This window comes from Kitasatospora aureofaciens, assembly GCF_019192735.1.
GTDB lineage: Bacteria > Actinomycetota > Actinomycetes > Streptomycetales > Streptomycetaceae > Kitasatospora > Kitasatospora aureofaciens_A.
The window spans coordinates 74,180-91,699 of record NZ_JAHTKP010000024.1 but is presented as its reverse complement, the minus strand read 5'-3'; the positions used below and the strand labels follow the sequence as shown (position 1 = coordinate 91,699).

15 protein-coding genes are annotated in these 17,520 nt (G+C 72.6%); 6 read left to right on the top strand and 9 right to left on the bottom strand.

Features of this window, described 5'->3' with window-relative positions; all coding sequences use genetic code 11:
• Window positions 1–260 precede the first annotated feature (260 nt).
• Entirely contained in the window at window positions 261–722 is a 462-nt protein-coding gene (locus KV557_RS23185; RefSeq protein WP_218203275.1) for a carboxymuconolactone decarboxylase family protein, read from the bottom strand.
• Between the two features lie 731 nt (window positions 723–1,453).
• Between KV557_RS23185 and KV557_RS23180 the strand changes: the two genes are divergently transcribed.
• Together KV557_RS23180 and KV557_RS23175 are read left to right on the top strand one after the other, a co-directional pair.
• Window positions 1,454–1,660 carry a hypothetical protein gene (locus KV557_RS23180; protein ID WP_218203274.1) on the top strand — a complete coding sequence of 69 codons (207 nt, stop codon included), beginning with the start codon at window positions 1,454–1,456 and terminating at the stop codon, window positions 1,658–1,660.
• Window positions 1,660–2,349: a restriction endonuclease gene (locus tag KV557_RS23175; RefSeq protein WP_218203272.1), complete on the top strand. Its 690-nt coding sequence runs from the start codon at window positions 1,660–1,662 to the stop codon at window positions 2,347–2,349. Before KV557_RS23180 ends, KV557_RS23175 begins: the two co-directional genes overlap by 1 nt.
• A 5-nt stretch (window positions 2,350–2,354) precedes the next feature.
• Here the strand turns inward: KV557_RS23175 and KV557_RS23170 are convergent, their stop codons facing one another.
• The 6 genes from KV557_RS23170 to KV557_RS23145 form a co-directional block, all read right to left on the bottom strand.
• Window positions 2,355–3,035, bottom strand: coding sequence for an erythromycin esterase family protein (locus KV557_RS23170; protein ID WP_218203270.1), 681 nt, complete (start codon window positions 3,033–3,035; stop codon window positions 2,355–2,357).
• A 39-nt stretch (window positions 3,036–3,074) separates the two neighbouring features.
• Window positions 3,075–4,052, bottom strand: a complete 978-nt coding sequence (locus KV557_RS23165; RefSeq protein WP_218203268.1) for an NAD-dependent epimerase/dehydratase family protein — start codon at window positions 4,050–4,052, stop codon at window positions 3,075–3,077.
• Between the two features lie 12 nt (window positions 4,053–4,064).
• A complete protein-coding gene (locus tag KV557_RS23160; protein ID WP_218203266.1) occupies window positions 4,065–5,468 on the bottom strand; it encodes a nucleotide sugar dehydrogenase in 1,404 nt (467 codons plus the stop codon).
• A gap of 124 nt (window positions 5,469–5,592) precedes the next feature.
• Complete coding sequence (locus KV557_RS23155) at window positions 5,593–7,071, bottom strand: N,N-dimethylformamidase beta subunit family domain-containing protein (RefSeq protein ID WP_218203264.1); 1,479 nt, start codon at window positions 7,069–7,071, stop codon at window positions 5,593–5,595.
• Between the two features lie 82 nt (window positions 7,072–7,153).
• On the bottom strand, window positions 7,154–8,293 hold the full coding sequence (locus tag KV557_RS23150; protein WP_218203262.1) for a glycosyltransferase family 4 protein: 1,140 nt from the start codon (window positions 8,291–8,293) through the stop codon (window positions 7,154–7,156).
• Window positions 8,294–8,299: 6 nt separating this feature from the next.
• Window positions 8,300–8,644 carry a ferredoxin gene (locus KV557_RS23145; RefSeq protein WP_218203260.1) on the bottom strand — a complete coding sequence of 115 codons (345 nt, stop codon included), beginning with the start codon at window positions 8,642–8,644 and terminating at the stop codon, window positions 8,300–8,302.
• 761 nt (window positions 8,645–9,405) lie between these two features.
• On the opposite strand from KV557_RS23145, the gene KV557_RS23140 reads away from it, so the two are divergent.
• From KV557_RS23140 to KV557_RS23125, 4 genes are read left to right on the top strand one after another with little or no spacing between them, the layout of a single operon-like run.
• Window positions 9,406–10,365: an aKG-HExxH-type peptide beta-hydroxylase gene (locus tag KV557_RS23140; protein WP_218203258.1), complete on the top strand. Its 960-nt coding sequence runs from the start codon at window positions 9,406–9,408 to the stop codon at window positions 10,363–10,365.
• A complete protein-coding gene (locus tag KV557_RS23135; RefSeq protein WP_218203255.1) occupies window positions 10,362–11,513 on the top strand; it encodes a YcaO-like family protein in 1,152 nt (383 codons plus the stop codon). Before KV557_RS23140 ends, KV557_RS23135 begins: the two co-directional genes overlap by 4 nt.
• Window positions 11,514–11,520: 7 nt before the next feature.
• Window positions 11,521–12,258, top strand: coding sequence for a class I SAM-dependent DNA methyltransferase (locus KV557_RS23130; protein WP_218203253.1), 738 nt, complete (start codon window positions 11,521–11,523; stop codon window positions 12,256–12,258).
• 21 nt (window positions 12,259–12,279) lie between these two features.
• The gene (locus tag KV557_RS23125) at window positions 12,280–13,485 is read left to right on the top strand and encodes a cytochrome P450 (RefSeq protein ID WP_218203251.1); all 1,206 of its coding nucleotides are present in this window, start codon (window positions 12,280–12,282) and stop codon (window positions 13,483–13,485) included.
• Between the two features lie 50 nt (window positions 13,486–13,535).
• Here the strand turns inward: KV557_RS23125 and KV557_RS23120 are convergent, their stop codons facing one another.
• Window positions 13,536–16,925, bottom strand: a complete 3,390-nt coding sequence (locus KV557_RS23120) for a hypothetical protein (protein ID WP_218203250.1) — start codon at window positions 16,923–16,925, stop codon at window positions 13,536–13,538.
• 328 nt (window positions 16,926–17,253) lie between these two features.
• Window positions 17,254–17,478: a translation initiation factor IF-1 gene (gene infA, locus KV557_RS23115; RefSeq protein WP_218203247.1), complete on the bottom strand. Its 225-nt coding sequence runs from the start codon at window positions 17,476–17,478 to the stop codon at window positions 17,254–17,256.
• Window positions 17,479–17,520 lie beyond the last annotated feature (42 nt).

The window sequence follows — 17,520 nt, the reverse complement described above, 5'->3', positions numbered from 1 at the left end:
GCTGCCGGGCAGCGTCGACCGCAGCGGGGCCTGGACGGCAGCACGCTCTGTCACGGGACGGCGGGCCTGCTCCAGGTGGCCGCGCGGGTGGCCCGGGACAGCGGTGACCGCGGCACGCGCGTCCGAGCGGTGATTTCCGCGGGGTCACGTGGTGGCCCGGCAGTCCTCCCATGCTCGGCCGCTTCCTTCGGGCAGCCGAGCATGGGGCCGTGATCGCCCAGCTTCTCGTCCGGCCGGAAGCCGAGCGAGGTCTGGCCACGTCAGTTCCAGCTGGTGCCGGCGGGCTCCTCGATGGTGGCGTTGATGCGGTTGAAGAAGTTGGTCAGTCCGATCATCAGGATGATCGCCGAGAGCTGCTCCTCGTTGAAGTGGTCGGCGGCCTCGTCCCAGATCGCGTCCGGGACGGCCTTGCCGGAGCGGTCGGCGATGCGGGTGGCGGCCTCGGTGAGCGCGAGGGCGGCGCGCTCCTCGTCGGTGAAGAACGGGGCCTCGCGCCAGGCGGCGACGGCGTGCAGGCGCTGGTCGGTCTCGCCGTGCTTCTTCGCGCCCTCGACGCCGGCGAAGACGCAGGCGCTGCAGCCGTTGATCTGGCTGGCCCGCAGGTGGACGAGCTCCAGGATCTGCGGGGAGACGCCGCCCTGGTACATGGCCTTGTAGATGTTCTGGATGCCCTTCATGGCGTCGGGCAGGACCATGGCGGGGTTCTTCATGCGGGCGTTCATTGTTCTGCGGCTCCTCGTGATCGGTTGGCGTCCGTCACTGAACCGACGGATCCCGACGCGAGGATGTGACAGCTGAACGGGAGAAGATTCTCGGAGCATCCAACCTGACCAAGGTTCACCTATGGGCGCGAGGCGTCGTCCGGGCGCCAGGAGGGCTGACGGCCAGTCAGGCCGAGGAGCCAGTCGAGCAGCGGCGCGTCGTTCGGCACGGGCCCGGTGGGCCGAACAGGCCGGGGCTGCCGTGCGGGTTCTGCTCGACGACCGACCGGACCCAGGCGTAAAACGTCTGCAGGATGCGCAGGCTGCCCGGATCGTCGAAGGCCCGCCACAACTCCAGAACTCCGTCACCGGGCGGATCCGGCGCGGGCGCCCCTGCTCGCGCACCGCCGGAGTGCGCCGCCACTTTTCGTCATATCCGCGACCGGGGTGCCCGCGTGGTTACTGCGGGGCGTCCTTGCAGCTGGGACGCCGTTCCAGAGTTCGGGGCGGCGAATCCCGGCATCAACCACCCGCGTGCGCCTCGCACTTCGGATTCGTTCGATCACGCAAGGTCAGGGCTGGTCTGCGGGACCGGCAGCGGTGGACTTCCCGCGCGGGCCGAATCGTCCGGATCGCGTTCTGGCCGGTGATCACTTCTTGATGATCCGTCAATTCCTGTCGTGGGTCGCTGGTACATCAATGACCGGACGGTCCGCGCGGTGCGGCCCGCCGACGGGAGGGGAACGAGTCCTATGCCGGTACCCGAGGGTTATCACGTCGTCCGCAGGCACATCCGCCGCAATCCGCGGCCGTCGAGCGCAAAGAAGATGAGCGTCTGGACGATCGCCGGCGTCTGCGCGCTGGTGTGGCTGTGGGCGCACTTCATCGGCTTCGGCGACACCGGCACAGCGACGTCGAACACGCCCGCGCCGACGGCCTCGGCCCCCGCGGTGCGCTGATGGCCCGGCGACGGAGCCGGCGCCGACTCCGCCGGCCGCGCGGTACCACCGAGCTCCTCGCGGCCGGTGTCGTCGCCCTCGCGGTGGCGGTCTTGCTGGTGCAGGCGGCCATGGCCGCCGCCCGGGCGGTCGTACAGCACTGGCCCGTCCTCGCGGCCCTCGCACTCGTGGCGGCCATCGGCGCGGCGGCGTGGTGGGCGCGGCGCCGGGCGGCGGTCCGGGCGTGTACGGATCGGCTGGCGAGCTTGCGGCTCGGCCTGGCCGGCATCGACGCCCTGGGGGACCAGGCGTTCGAGTTCGCGCTGCGTGACCTGTTGGTCCGCGACGGCTGGACGGCCCGACAGGTCGGACGGCAGGGGGACCAGGCCGCCGACGTGATCGGTCAGCACCCGCTGCTGGGCAGGATCGTGCTCCAGGCCAAGCACACCAGGGTCGGCGGGAAGGTCGGATCCCAGGTGATGTACCAGGTCAAGGGCACCGCCGGTCCCGTGCACGGAGCCGACGTCGCGGTCGTGGTCACCAACGGTTCCTTCACCCGCGACGCGAGGGAGTGGGGTGACCGGCATCAGGTGCACTGGGTCGACCGGGACCGGCTCCGCCGGTGGGCCGAGCACGGTGTCGCCCTGCACGACCTCCTGCGGCTGCCGGTTCAGGCCCCGAGACGGCGGCTGGGACGCCGAACGGCCTGACGCGTTCAGATCGCGCCGGCGGGGGCGCCGCTCACGACAACCAGCGCACGGGAGTTACGCGGCGAATGTGGATCAGGACGTCGGATGCGTCGGCGAGGGAGGCGACGGCCATGTGCTCGGCGGCGTCGCGGGACGGGTCGTAGATGCCGCTGATCACGCGGGCCTTCGCCGGGCCGTCCCACCGGCGGCGTTCGGCGTCGTGGCGCGGGTCCAGCCAGTGGGCGGGCAGGTCTATCTTGCCGAGCCTGTGCGGGCTTGACGCCGAAGACCCGTACGGGGTCGGTCGGGTGGTTCCGGTTGAACGTCCGGATCCACTCCAGCGCCGCGACCATCTCGGCGGTGCGCCACGGGCGCCAGGCGCCGGCGAGCGCGGACTCGGCCGAACTCCCGCCGCCGCGCACGTACTTGTCGAGCCCGGCGGCGACGCCGGCACTGTCCTGCACGGCCAGCGCCCGGAAGCCGTGGCGTTCGACGAGCCGGCGGAAGAGTTGGTCCCGTACGCGGAAGGTCTCCCGGGAGAACCGAGTGGACTCCCCGAGGCCGACGATTGTCGTCGACGCGGCGAGCTTCTCGGCAAGTTCGTCGAGCGCGGCGTCGGACAGCGGGCCGAGGCCGGCCTGTTGTGGATCGGACGATCCGATGGTTGAAGGGGAGGGGTTCAGGAGAGCGGTGGTGTCGTTGTTCATGCCCTTCAGGCTGCTACCTGAAGTTCACTTGAGGTCAAGTCAGTCCAGCGGGACGGGTGCGCCGTTGCCTGAGGGCGCCGGTTGTCGCCGATTTGTGAGGAACCACTTGACGGTCTGTTCCAGGCCCTCGCGCAGGGGTGTGGGCCGGCCCTCGGGGAACAGGGAGCGCAGGCGGGTGTTGTCCGCCTGGGAGTGCTGGACGTCTCCGGGGCGGGGGGCCGTGTGCTGGGGGTGCAGTCTCGTCCCGGTTGCCAGCTCCAGCTCCGCGATCAGGCCGAGGAGCGATGTGCGGGTGCCGTAGGCGAGGTTCACCGGTTCGGGGTCGGCGACTCTCCGCAGTGCCGCCTGGGCGAGGACCTGGCAGACAGTGCCGACGTAGGTGAAGTCGCGGGTCTGGGCGCCGTCGCCGTGCACCACGAGGGGCCTGCCGGTGGTCGCCGCGTTGACCCAGGCCGGGACCACGGCGGCGTAGGCGTGCCCGGCCGGCTGGCGGGGGCCGTACACGTTGAAGAACCGGAACGGGAGGACCGGCAGGCCGTAGCAGTGGCTGTAGGCGCGCAGGTACGACTCGGCCGCGAGTTTGCTCGCGGCGTAGGGGCTCTTGGGGGCCGGGCGCAGGTCCTCGTGTTTCGGGAGGTGCGGGTTCGCGCCGTAGACGGAGGACGAGGAGGCCGCGATGACGTGCACGCCGCCGGCGCGTCGGGCGGCTTCGAGAACGGACAGGGTGCCGGTGGCGTTCGCGTGGTGGCTGGCGAGGGGGTCGTTCACCGACCGGGGTACGGAGGGGAGCGCCGCCAGGTGCACGATCGTGTCGACGTCGCGGAACGCGCGGTCCAGGAGGGCGGGGTCCAGGACGGTGCCTTCGAGGAAGTGCACCGCGAGAGGGTCGAGATTGTCCTTGGAGCCGGTGGAGAGGTCGTCCACGACTCGGATCTCGGACACCTCCGTCAGGCCGGCCAGGGTGTGGGCGAGGTTGCTGCCGATGAAGCCGGCGCCGCCGGTGATCGCGATCTTCACGTCGGGCCCCCGTCAGAGGATTTCGATGTTGTCGCCGCTGAGCCGTCGGCGGCAGTCCAGGACGTAGGTGGAGCAGGCGGTGACGGTGTCGTAGTCGAACGCGTCGTGGTCCGTGAGCAGCACCACGGCGTCGGCGGCGGCCAGTTCCTCAGGGCTGGGGGTCACCAGCCGGACGCCGTCCGGTACTTCCGCCGGTAGCTCCGTTGATTCCTCGATGGGCACCTCGCGGACGACGTGCGGGTCCGCGGCGTACACGTCCGCTCCCATTCCGAGGAGCAGCTCCGCCACCCGGGCGGACGGGGTTTCGCGGGTGTCGCTGGTGTTGGCCTTGTAGGAGATCCCCAGCAGCAGTACGCGGGAGCCCTTGACGTCCTTCTCGCGCCGGTCCAGGGCCTTGACGAGCCGCTGGACGACGTAGTCCGGCATGTGGCTGTTGACGTCGTTGGCGAGTTCGACGAACCGGAACGTGCGGCCGGCCGTGCGCTCGGCCCACCAGGACAGGTAGGACGGATCGATCGGCAGGCAGTGACCGCCCACCCCCGGGCCGGGGACGAACCGCAGGTAGCCGTACGGCTTGGTGGTCGCGGCGTCGATCGCCTCCCACACGTCGACGTCCAACTCGTGGGCGAACATGGCGAGTTCGTTGACCAGGCCGATGTTGACGTGGCGGAATGTGTTCTCCAGCAGTTTGGTCAGCTCGGCGGTCCGGCAGCCGCTGACCGGGACGACCGTCCGCACGATCGAGCGGTAGAAGGCCTGCACGTGCTCCAGGGACGTCCGGTTCACCCCGGAGACCACCTTGGGTGTGTTCTCCAGGCTCCACCGGGTGTTCCCAGGGTCGATGCGCTCGGGGCTGTAGCCCAGGTGGAAGTCCCGGCCGGCCGTGAGTCCGGACGTTTCCGCCAGGATCGGCGCGACCAGTTCGTCGGTCGTGCCCGGGTAGGTGGTCGACTCCAGGACGACCAGGGCCCCGGGCCGGAGGAAGCCGCCCAGCATCCGGGCCGACCCGGCGATGTGCGACAGGTCGGGCAGCCCCTCGCGCAGCGGCGTGGGGACGGTGATCACCGCGATGTCGAAGCCGGCGCAGTCCGCCGGATCGGTGCTGACGCTGTACGCCCCGGAGGCGAGCAGGGGGCGCAGGCGAGCGGACGGGATGTCCACGACGTACGACTCCCCGGCGATGAGTTGCTCGACCCGCCGTTCGTCGACGTCGAAGCCGACGACCCGGTGGCCGGCTTCCGCAGCCCGGGCCGCCAGGGACAGTCCCACGTAGCCCTGGCCGGCGACGATCACGCGGCTGCGCGCTGCCGACGGGACCGGCGGGACCGACGCTGCCGACGGGGCCGACGGGACGGGCGGTGCGGAGGCGCGGGGGCGCCGTGCCGCGAAGCCGCCGGTGTCATGCCGTGCGGGCATACACATTCCCTTCCGGGCGAAACCGCCCCGCTCTCATGGGCATGTACAGGTCACATGCTGGGTGATGCGAACGAGATCCGCCAAGGCGGGTCCGGTTCCGAACTCTCTTGCGGCGGTCAGGACTTCAGGACAGCAGGGCGATGACGTTCCGCGTGATGGCCCGTACCTGCGGGTCCACCGCCAGGAGCCGGGCCCAGTCGGTGGTGGCGCCGGTGAACACCGTGCCGCCCCTGGTGTACAGGCCGAAGGTCGCGGCCCTGGCCGGATCCGGATCCTCGCGGGCGGCGAACTGCCAGCCGACGGCCGGGTCCACGGGCAGATCGGCCACGCCCAGGATGGTGAAGTCGGCGGGCGTGCCGTCCGCGCCCGTCGCGACCGCCCGGCCGGAGGCGTCGCGCCGGTGGGCGGCCCCGTCGCATTCGTAGCCCACGAGGGCGTGTTCGGCGCCGAGGAGGTCGCCGTCCCGCAGCCCGGTGCCCGCGAAGACCGCGTGGTCGGTGTGCTGGACGGTGAAGCCGAGCGGCGGTCGGCGGCCTTGCCAATGACCGCCGGCGTTGCGGTAGCTGACGCCGGTCAGCGAGTTCTCGGGGTCCGACTCCCACCAGTGGTCGGGGGAACCGCGCAACCGGTCGATGTCGACGTGGGCGTCGGGGGGCACGCCGGGCGGGTGTTTGGTACAGCGGAGGGCGCTGCCGTCGTCGGTTACCGTGACCCGCCACCAACAGGTGTTCCCCCCGAACAGGGCGAAGTTGCCGCCCCGGTCGCGGAAGGCGGTGACATGGCGGCGGACGGGCTCGCTCCAGTACTCGTCGTGGCCGGCGGAGATCAACAGTCGATAGCCGTCGGTGAGTTGGGGGGATTCGTGCAGGTCGAGGTCGGTGCAGTAGTCGGCGCTGAAGCCGGCAGCCTCCAGCCAGGCGATGAACGGCGCGTCCCAGTGCGCGAAGGTCTGGCGCGGGGTACGCGGATCGTGGGCATCGGGGTAGCCCTTCACCGGGCCGCCGATTCCACCGCCCGGGCGTCGCAGGGTGACGGTCCTGGCAGCGGTGCGGAGTTCGGTCTCGGGCGGGCGGAGGGTTCCGTACAGGCTTCCGCCGCCGCTCTGGTTGTACGCGTGGTAGGTGAAGACCGGCACCTTGTAGAGGATGCGTGCCGTCCGCTCGGATGGGCCGGGCGTCACCACGAACAGCAGGCGGGAGTGGCGGGCGTCCAGGGCTTCGGCGCAGGTCGGCGGCGGGTCCGGCGGAGCGGCCTTCGGCGCCGTTGCAGCGGTTGCAGCGGTTGCAGCGGTTGCGTCGGGGCTCAGGACGGCGATGTACACGCCCGAGGGCCAGTCGGCCGGGACGGTGAAGTCGTGGCCGGGCCACTGCCAGTCCTGGTCGTGCCGGCCGGGCGGCGCGTACCGGCCCGGCCCCCGCGTGCCTCCCATGTGGCGGATCCGGGCGCCGCAGCGGTAGAAGTCGGCCCGGAACCGGGCGGCGCGGGTCGATACGTGCAGCCGCAGGGTGTCGCCCGCTCGCACGCTCGGCCGGGCCGGGTATCCGTCGACGGCCGGTCGGTCGGGTGGCGCGACGAGCGCGGGATCGTGCTGCGCGTCGGGCATGGGCTTCTCCCCCGGAGGATGGGCAGGCAGCAAGGGCAGCAAGGGCAGCAAGGGCAGCAAGGGCGGCAAGGGCAGCAAGCGGTCAGGACGAGCCGGTCGCGCCCGGCAGGCCGAGGCCCGCGAGGACCACATCGGCCCGGCGCCGCCAGGTGTACCGGTCGAGGAGCTGCCGCTCGGCCTCGGCGCCGAGCGCCCGGCGCAGCGGCTCGTCGGTGACCAGCTCGGTGAGGGCGTCGGCCCAGGCCTGGGGGTCGTCGGGCGGGCACAGCAGGCAGTTGACGCGGTCCTGGAGGACTTCGCGCAGGACGGGAAGGTCGGAGGAGATGATCGGCCGGCCGTGCGCCATGTACTCGAACAGCTTCATCGGGGAGGCCCAGCGCCCGGTCTCGTCGAGCTTGGCCCACGTGTACACCTTTCGCTGGTACGGGGCGAGGACGACGTCGAGCAGCGGGTAGTAGGCGGGGAGCGAGGCCGGCGGCTGGTGCCCGTGGAAGAACACGTTGGGCAGCGAGCAGCGGCCTTCCCAGTGGGCCCGGTCCTCGGCGGTGCCGCCGACCAGGTGGAAGTCGAGGCCGGGGAGCCGGCCGCCGAGGTCGAGGATGAGGTCGATGCCGCGACCGGCGTAGAGGTGTCCGACGTAGCCGATCCGCGGGACGTCCGGGCGGCCCGGGAGCGTCGGTGCGGTGCTGGTGGTGGCGGGGTCGACCGGGTCGGCGCAGTCGGGTGCGACGAGGATCGGGAGCGGGCCCAGGGCGGCGTGGGCTTGCTGGAGGTCGCCGGCGAGTGCGTGGGTGATCGTGACGACGCGCGCGAGCCGGGGCCGGCCGAGGAGTTCGCGCTCGGTCTGCGGCGGCGACAGGTCCTTGCGGAGCTGGTGGACCTCGTACACGAAGGGGGCGAGGTCCGCGGCGGCGCTGAGGCCGTAGGGGTCGCGTCCGTAGACGAGGTCGGGGACGGTGTCGCGGATCAGCAGCTCGCGGACGTGGGCGGCGCGTTTCCAGTAGCCGGCCGGGGTGTCGTCCGGGCTGGGGACGAGGCGGATCGGGAAGCGATGGCGGACGCCGTAGTAGGCGTACGGATCGGCGGCCGAGCAGGACCCGGGCATCGAGTAGAGGGTGACGTCGTGCCCGGCGGCGCTGAACGCGTCGCACATGCGCATGACGTGGACGCCGTTGGCGAAGAAGGAGGGGATGCTGCCGCCGTGGAGGTACGCGATGCGCATGCCGGCCTACTCGCGGCTCGGAGCGGGCGCAGGCGACCGCTCAACGTCGGTGGTGGGCTGCCGACTTGGGGTGGTGTCCGGGTGGTCCATCGGCGTCTCCTCGTGGTGGGCCGCGAGTGATCGGATGGGGGTCGGACGCGATCGCTCGGTGCTCGGCTCGGTGATCGAGATGGCCTCCATCGGGCAGGTGGCGGCCGCGTCCAGGATTCGCTCGTCCGGCGTGGCCGCGGCGGCGATCGGTTGCGACCGCTGGTTGTCGTCGAGCGTGAAGTGCCCGGGTGCGACGCTCGCGCACACCCCTGAACCGATGCACCGACGGTGGTCGACATCGATCTGCCATTCGCCGGTCATGCGTCCGCCTCAACAGGCATATTCAATTCCTCCGGGCCCAACGTTCCCAAGCGGCTGAATGCGGATCAACTGGCCATCGACGATGGCCGGCTGGCGCATGGTGCTGTGGTGGAAGGGGAGGTTGCCGTCCTCAAATTACCCGCCCTTTCGGTCGAGCGGAAGGCCGTGTTATCCGGCCGTCTTCGGCCCTGCCGAGTGTGCGTTGACGTGGCCGGAACATGTCGGGGAGAGGCCGTCCTCCGCTGTTTGTCACTGGTGCGGGGCATATTCACGCCGGTGATATTCCTTGGCCTGCGGGTGTGGAACGGGATTTGTCGGACCTTGCAGAATGCCGGGATTTCACGATCCCTTTCGTGCTGTTGCCGCCCGCCCGGCGCGACGCGCCCCACCGAGTTCGACGGCGCGGGTGGCGGGGCGGATTCCGGACGGCGCGACGCCGTCTCGTACGGACCGTGTCCGGTTGCTCACTCTTGGCGGGCGCGACTGGCCTCCGTGACGATGACGCCACCGGTGGATCCTGCCGAGAGCGGCGGGGCCGGCGAGGTGAAAGGAGCCCACGATGAACGAGGAAATCGAGCAGCTCGCCGAAGAGGACCTGCCCGAGCTCGCGCTGATGATCGACGTCCCCTCGCGCGACTAGGGACTGACCGCGCACGCGACCAGGGACTGACCGCTAGGGACTGACCGCACATCCGTGCCCCGTGCGGCGGGCCGTTCAGGGCCCGCCGCACATCGCTGCCGAGAAGTGGGGGAAGGAGACCATGCACGTCGAGCCGGATGCCCAGGAAGCCGTCGCCGACCGGACGCGACTGCTGGAGCGTATGCACGGAGTGCTCGACCGGGCGGAGTTGATGCCGTTCTCGCGTGACGTGCTGCGCCATCCGGCGGCCGTCGAGATCGTCCACGCCGCGCAGCGGGCGCTGCGGTCCGGTCAACTGGCACCGCACCAGCGGCGGGCGCTGGCGGACCGGCTCGACCGGGTGCCACGGCCCGCCTTCGGGCCTGCCGCGCCCCAGGACCATCTGCTCCGGAGTGTGGCCCGTGCGTTGCGGTCCATCCCGCCTCAGGAGGGCATGGACGGGCAGCCGGTCACTGCCGAGGTCGCCGCCTGGCGGGAGCCCGAGCGGGAGGTGCTGGCGGAGGCGCTGGATCTGCTGACCCGGGCCTGGCCCGAGAGTGCCGCCGAGGTCGGGCAGACGGTGGTCGAGATCGCGCTGCTGGCGGGCGACGCGATCGACGGGTTCACGGACTTCACCGTCCACGGCGCCGTCCTCATCAACCGCCGCCGCCTGGCGGCGAGTTCCGCAGGACTTCCCGGCCCCGTGCGACTGGCGGAGGCGCTCGTGCACGAGGGCGCGCACACCAGATGCAACGCGGCCGCCGCGGCGGAACCGTTCCTGCTGGCCGACCGGCCTGCGGCTTCGGGGGTATCGGGCGGAAGTGCGGAGGTCCTGGTCGCCACCCCGTTGCGGGCCGACCCCCGGCCGCTGACCGGGCTGTTCCAGCAGGCCGTGGTCCTTGCGCGGAGCGTCCTGCTGTACCGGCGGCTCGTCGGCCTCACCTCGGCGGTCGGCGCCCCGGCGGTCGGCGCCCGGTACGAGAGCCTCGTGAACTCCGCGCACCAGGCCGTGGACACCCTGAGCGGCCACGCCCGCATGCTGACCGAGCGCGGCCACCAGGTGCTCACCGAGTGCGCCATCGCCGTCGGAAGCACCGCGTGAACGCTTGGACTCCGCAGGTGTTCACGCCCTACCCGGAGCAGCCGGACATCCTGATCGCCCGGGTCGCCGCCCGGTCGGCCGCGTTCGCGGGCACGAGCGCGGCGGGCGGGGCGCCCGTCCTCGTCGGCAGCGCCGCCGGGCACGATCGGGACCAGGTCGCCGCCGGAGCGCGCGGGGAACTCCTGGAGCGCGTCGGAAACGTGATGGCGGGGCGGGAGGCGGAGGCCGCGGCCGAGGTCGTCGGAACGCGCCGGGAGCTGCGCCGCAAGGGGCTGCCGGTCCTTGTGGCGCGGGTACCGGCCGACGAGCCGCAGATGCCGACCGACGAGTCGCGGGTACCGGCCGACCTTCGCCAGCTGTGGGTCCGCGGCCGTACGCTCCAGGGCGCGGAGGTGTTCGTCCCGGCGGGGGAGGCGTTCCTCCACCACCGCCCGCCGCCCGGGTGCGACGCCGTGCCCTCGGCCGGCTCCACCGGCGTCGCCGCGCATCCCGACGCCATGGCGGCGGCGAGGCACGCGGCGTGGGAGGTGCTCGAACGCGACCTGGTGCGGCGCAGCTGGTACGGCCTCGCCGACCGGCCGCCGCAGACGATCCCGGCTGCCCTGCCGGCGCCGCTGGCCGAACATGTCCGAGTCAGTGGACTGGTGGCCACCGCGTTCGCCGTCCCGGCTCCCGTCGGTGCTGCCTGCGCCGTCGTGTGCCTGCACCGGACCGACGGCACGGGCCAGGCGTTCGGCGCCCGATGCGGTCCGGCGGACACCATCGACGCCCTGGTCGAGAAGGCGGCTTACGAGGCGCTCATGGTGCGGTGGAGCATGCGGACACCGGTCGCACACCGCGCCTGGGACGAGTGGCACGGCGCCGGCCCGCCCACCACCGCCGTCCAGCACGCGCTCTGGACGTACCACCGCCAGGACAGCCTGCGGCTGTGGGGAGTGCGATCACGTCCGGCAGGCGAGGGGAACCGCACCGCGCGCACCGATCCGCTGCAAATCCTCGCCGAGCACACCGGCCGGGACGTGATCGTCGTCGAGACCTCCGGGCGACCCGGCCGCGAGGCGGGGACCCGGGTGGTCCGCGTACTCGCCCCCGGAGCCCTTCCCCTGCCCTCCGGCGCCGGTCCAGGCCGGCCGCACCCGTTCGGTTAGGAGCCCCATGACCCTCAACTCCTCGGACTCCCCGACCAGTTACACCACCGACTTCGCGGACGACTACGACCGCTGGTTCGCGAAGCCGGGCACGACCGCGGCGACGGTCGAGGCTCTTGCCGCCCTCGCCGGTGACGGGCCCGTACTCGAACTCGGCATCGGGACCGGCCGATTGGCCCTGCCACTACGAGCACGCGGTATCGACGTGCACGGCGTCGACGCCGCCGAGGCGATGGTTCGGCGGCTGCGCGCCAAACCCGGGGGAGCGCAGATCCCCGTCACCATAGGGGACTTCGCGGAGGTGCCGGTCCAGGGGACCTTCACGCTGATCTACGCCGCGGGCGGCACGTTCTTCGAACTGCCGGACCAGAGCAGCCAGGCGCGTTGCTTCGCCTCCGTCGCCGCACACCTGGCACCGGGCGGCGTTTTCGTCCTCGACGCCCACGTGCCCGAAGCCCTCGCGGCGGGGACCGGCCCGGAAGTGGTTCTGGAGGGCGACGATCACCTCGTTCTGTGTCACCGGAGGCTCGACCCGTCGACGCAGCGCTATCGCTCGCACTACGTCATCCACCAGGACGGCGGAACCCGGCACCTGGACGTCGAGTTCCGGTACGCGGGCCACGGCGAACTCGACCTGATGGCGGAGCAGGCCGGGCTGCGGGTCAAGGAACGCTGGGGCGACTGGGCGGGGGCACCCTTCACCCGCGACAGCGCCTACCACGTGTCCGTCTACGAACGCCCCTGACCGCCGCCGATGGAGGACCAGTTGAGCCAGCCGGAGACCCTCCCGCCGTCCCCGTCCCCCGTCCCCTTCCCGTTCCCGCACCGGGACGGCCTCGACCCGCTGCCCGAACTCGCCGAGCTGCGCCGCGACGCTCCCGTCCTCCAAGTCCGGCTCCCCAGTGGCGACCTCGCGTGGCTCGTGACCCGGCACGCCGACGTCCGCCGCATCCTGGCCGACGCGCGATTCAGCCGCGCCCGGGCGACCAGGGGAGAAGGGCCCAGGATCAACCGCACGACCACACTGCCCGACTCGATCCTCGCCGCCGACCCGCCCGAGCACTCCCGCCTGCGCAGGCTCATCTCGCCCGCCCTGTCCGCCCGCCGAGCGGAGGCGATGCGGCGCGACATCGCGCACCTGACGCACGACCTGCTGGCGAGACTGGAACCGCTACCGCGTCCCGCCGATCTGGTCGCGCACTTCACCCGGCCGCTGCCACTGACCGTCATCTGCGACCTCCTCGGGACACCCCGCGTCGACGGCGACCGGCTGGACGCCTGGAACGACGCGCTGCGCAGCGTCACCGCCATGACGGATGCCGAAGTCATGGCCGCCGTGGCCGAGATGACCGACTACCTCACCGGTCTCATCGCCGCCAAACGCGCCCACCCCGGCGACGACATGCTGAGCGTCCTCATCGCGGCGCGCGACGAAGGCGACCGGCTGAGCGAGGGCGAACTCGTCTCGTTCTGCATCGTCCTGCTCGCGGGCGGCTACGGCACCACCGCGGACCGGCTGGCCGGCCTGGTCCACCTGCTGCTGGAGCAGCCCGAACGCTACGAACTGCTTTGCCACAAACCGGCGTTGATCCCGGGTGCCATCGAGGAACTGCTGCGGTACGCCCAAGCGGTGGTGGGCGCCAACCTTCGGGTGGCCACCGAGGACGTGGTGCTGGGCGGGGTGACGGTCAAGGAGGGGGAGGCGGTCGTAGCCCTGACGTCGTCGGCCAACCACGACGAGCGCGTCTACGCCGAGCCGGCCCTGCTCGACCTCACCCGGGCCGCTCCGGCCCACCTGGCGTTCGGACACGGCGCCCACTTCTGCGTCGGCGCCCAACTCGCCCGGGTCCAGCTCCAGGAGGCCCTGACCGGCCTGGTCAACCACCTCCCGACCCTCCACCCCGCCGGCCCGCCCGAGTGGAAACGCGGCCAGATCACCCGCGCCCCGCGCACGCTGCCCGTGACGTGGTGACACGCGCGGGCGCCGCCCGGCGGAGGTTCACGCATGCCTGCATCCTCCCGTCACTCCTGCGCGGTCCACACGGAGAGAGCGACGTCGCGGACGTCAGGCTGCGGGTGGCGGCGCAGGGCGTGCAGTTCGGTGCGCCAGTCGGTGGGCCAGCCGAGCCCGGGGCCGCACGACGTGACCAGGGCGGCGGCGAACAGGCCGGAGGCGAGCCGGCCGTCCGCGGCCAGCCGCCGGGCTGCGGCCAGGGCGTGTTCCGTCGCCGTCGCCCGGCCGCCGTTCATGCGCAGCGTGTGGGCGGCGTTGGCCGCCAGCACGGGGCGGTCGGCGAGCACGGCGGCCAGAGCGGCGAGTTCGTCGCCGAGGGCCGGGGATTCCAGGTCGATGGTGCCGACCACGGTGGGCACGGCCTGGGGCAGCAGTGAGGGCTCCGTCATCAGCAGTGCGGCCATGGCGCGGCCGGTTGCCCGGACGACCTCCGGTGGCGCGTCCCCGCCCCAGTACTGGCCGGTGAGCGTGACGATCCGCTGGCGGGCGGGGTGGTCGCGTCCCGGGGCGGTGGGTTCGCCGGCGCGAACGGCCTCGATCAGGGCGGACAGGGTGTCCGCCATGATGCTCCCCGGAGCACAGCCGCCGAGCGGGTGGGGCGCCTCGGATGCCGCGATCCGGCGCAGGGCTCCGGCGGCCTCCTTCCACTGCTTCTGCTCGTCGAGCGCGGTGATCCGACGGGCGAGCGCCGCCACGGCGTGCGGGGCGTAGCGGCTCCACACGGTCAGGTGGTTCAGCGCGGGGGCGGCGATGAGCAGGTCGTCGTCCGTCGCGAGCCGCGCGATCAGTTCGGCGAAGCGGGGGCGGTGCTCGGCCGGCAGCTCGTGCGGGCGGATGTGGTGGACCAGCGTGTTTTTGAGGGCGGGCGACCCCGCAGCCGCATCGGCGAGCACGTTCCACAGTGGCAGGTCGGCGAGGCGGGCGGCGATCTGCTCGACCGCGGTGACCCGGACGTCGTGATGTTGCTCGGGTGTCCGGTAGGCGGCCTCCAGGACCTCGGCCGCCTCGGCGAGTGGCAGGTGGGCGGCGGCCAGTCGGACGGCCTGCTTGCGACTGGTGACCTTGGCGGCCGGGTCGGCGGCGATCCGGGCGAGGGCCGGGGCGAGCTCGGTGGACGGTGCGAACCGGGCGGCCCGCCCGGCCGCGTACAGGGCGACCCGGGCCCGGTCGTCGCCGGCGTGGGCGAGCAGGACGGGCAGCGCCTCGGCGGGGTGCTCGGTCCACGGCATGGCGGCGAGCGCGGCCTCGGCGAGGAGCGGGTCGGCGGAGTCCGCGTAGCGGCGCAGCAGGGCGGGGCCGTGGCCCGGGATGCGGGCGGCGGAGCGGAGCGCGGCGGCCCGCTCCTCCGGGCTGCGCGTGGGGTCGTCCGCCGTCCGCGCCACCTGCTCGGCGGCGGCGCGCTGCTGGCGGGGCAGCCAGCGGTCGGCGTGGGAGAGGTCGAGCGGCGCGGGGGCGAAGCGGGGCTCGGTGGTTGCGTTCGTGGGGTCGGCGGGGTCGGGGGTGCCGGTCAGGTCCGGGGTACCGGTCGTGTCCGGGGTGCCGGTCGGTTCTGGGGCGAGCAGCGGGTCCAGCAGGTCGGTTCGGACGCGGGTCAGCACGGTCTGCAGGGGCGGGAGGGCGACGGCGGACGGTTCGAGCGTGAGCAGCCGGGCGACGCGTTTCGCGCGGGTGGCGGGGTCGCTCAGCAGGTGGGCGGCGGCTTGCTCGAAGGCGCGGTCGCCTCCCTCGTGCAGGACACGTTCGAGCAGCCCGGTCAGAACCGGGATCCGTGCGCGGCCGGGGCCGAGGGACTCGGTGAAGGCGAGCAGCAGCGTGGCGTCGCGCGTCCCGGCCGAGCGTTCCAGGGCCGGCAGCAGCTCGTGCGCGACCGCTTCCTCCCGGCCCCGGGGGAATCCGAGAACGGGCGCGCCGGTGTGCTCGACCGTTCGTTCGACCGCGCGTACGGCCCAGTCGAGCAAGTCCCGCGCGGTGCCGCCGGCGTGTTCGCCCAGCACGGCGCAGGCCAGACGGCAGAGCACCGAGCGGGTGGCCGGGGAGCAGTCCCGGGCGGTCAGCGCATCGTCGGTGAGCCGTTCCAGCGGCGCGGCGGCGGTGGGCCCGAAGAGCGCCGGCGGCACCGTGGCGACCGACGCCAGTGCCTCGCGGCGGACCGGGTCCTGCTCGTTGCGCAGTCGTTCGAGCAGGACGAGCACCTCGCCGACGACGTCCGGGTCTTCGGAGCGCTCGGCCTGGAGAACCACCTGCCCCCAGGCGTATCCCCGGTCCCAGGCGTCGGCCGTCCTGGTCTCCGCCAGCAGCTGCGGCCGTGCCTCGGCGACCGGCAGGAACGTGAGCGGGGCGAGGTCCTCACGGTCCTGCGCCAGCCGCGCCCGGGCCCGGGCCTGCCGCTCGTACGCGGGCAGCGCTGCCAGGACGCGCTCGGAGTACCACGCCCGGGACGGGCCGGGTATGGCGGCGACCGCGTCGTAGAGGGCGGCCCGTCGGGCCGGCGGCAGCTGCCGCAGCAACGCCAGATGGTCGGCGTGGTTTCGGTGGGCGAGTTCGGCCAGGACGGTCAGCGGCGCCGCCAGCAGCCTGCGGGCGAGGGCGGGGCCCAGAGGCGGGTCTTTGCGATAGTGGTCGACGGCGAGCAGCACGCGGGCGGTGCGCTCGGGGTCGACCGCGGCGAGGTGGGCAAACCGGTCGTACAGAGGCCCGGGGAACGAGCGGAAATACTGGCGCGCGGGGTGACGCTCCAGCAGATCCAGCACCCGGGCGGGTTCGCGGGCGGCGGCGGCCGCCAGGCCGAGCGCGTGCCTGCGCCAGAATGCGATCCGCAACTGGTAGGGCAGACCGTCGAGTTGCCGATCGGCCTCGTCCAGGACGGCACCCGGGTGGCGGCGGCCGAGCGAGCTGGAGAAGGTGATGGCGTGCGCCAGTCCGGGCAGTTCGCGGGCGACGAACTCCGGCGAGCAGACCGGGAGCAGCCGGCCCGCCTCGGCGGCGCCCCAGCGCTGCCGTACGGCGGGCACCAGGCGCTCGGCCACCGCGGTGCGCCCGGTCGCCAGGATGGTGCGGATCAGCTCGTCCCGGACCGCGGTCGGGGCGGTGAGGGCCGCCTGTTCGATCGCGTCGTCCGGGAAGGGGAGCTCCCGCACGGCCCGCCGGGCATAGCGGCGCACCACCGGGTCGGGGTCGGTCAGCCGGGTGATCAGGTGGTCGGGCCGGCGCCCGGCGAGAGCGGCCAGGGCGGCGAGCCTGCGCTCGTACGGGCCGCGGCCGTCCAGTTCCGCGAGGAGGCCGGAGAGGTGGCCGGTGGCAGCGAGGGCGGCCGCAGTGCGGGCCACCTCGCGCAGTCGCAGCGGCAGGGGCAACGGATCGACGGCGGCCAGGAGCCGGTCGGCGGAGAGATGAGGCATCGGTGGTGATTGTGCCGCGCAGCCGCGGCGGGGGCACGTGGTTTTCCCGGAGGTGCCGGCCCACGCGTGTGAGCGGTGGGCCGAACACCCCCGGATGACCAGTGGCGGACGGCAGTGGGGCCGGGGGCAGCGGTATCGGCGCCCGACTTTGTGAGCCGGGCGCCGATACCGGTCAGGTCAGGCCGGTGACATGACAGTCACAGTCCGGCCGAGATGCCGGGCGAAGAATCGGACCGCGTTGTCGACTCTGGTCCTGATTTCTGCATCGGGCCCATCTCCGATCCGGATCGGAGACTGCCTTTCCGATTTCGGCAGGTCCCACCCGCCGCTACGTCCGGTATCGGAAGAGGATCCGGCCGCGGGTGAGGTCGTACGAGCTGAGCTCCACAAGTACTCGGTCATACGGCAGGATCTTGATGTAGTTCTTCCGTATCTTCCCGCTGATGTGCGCGAGCACCTTGTGCCCGTTCTGGAGCTCCACCGTGAAGGTGGCGTTGCGCAGGCACTCGACGACGATGCCCTCGACTTCGATGCCTTTTGATGTTCTGGCCATGTTCTCTCACTCCTCCGGTTGGCGACTGTGAGATCGGTAGGG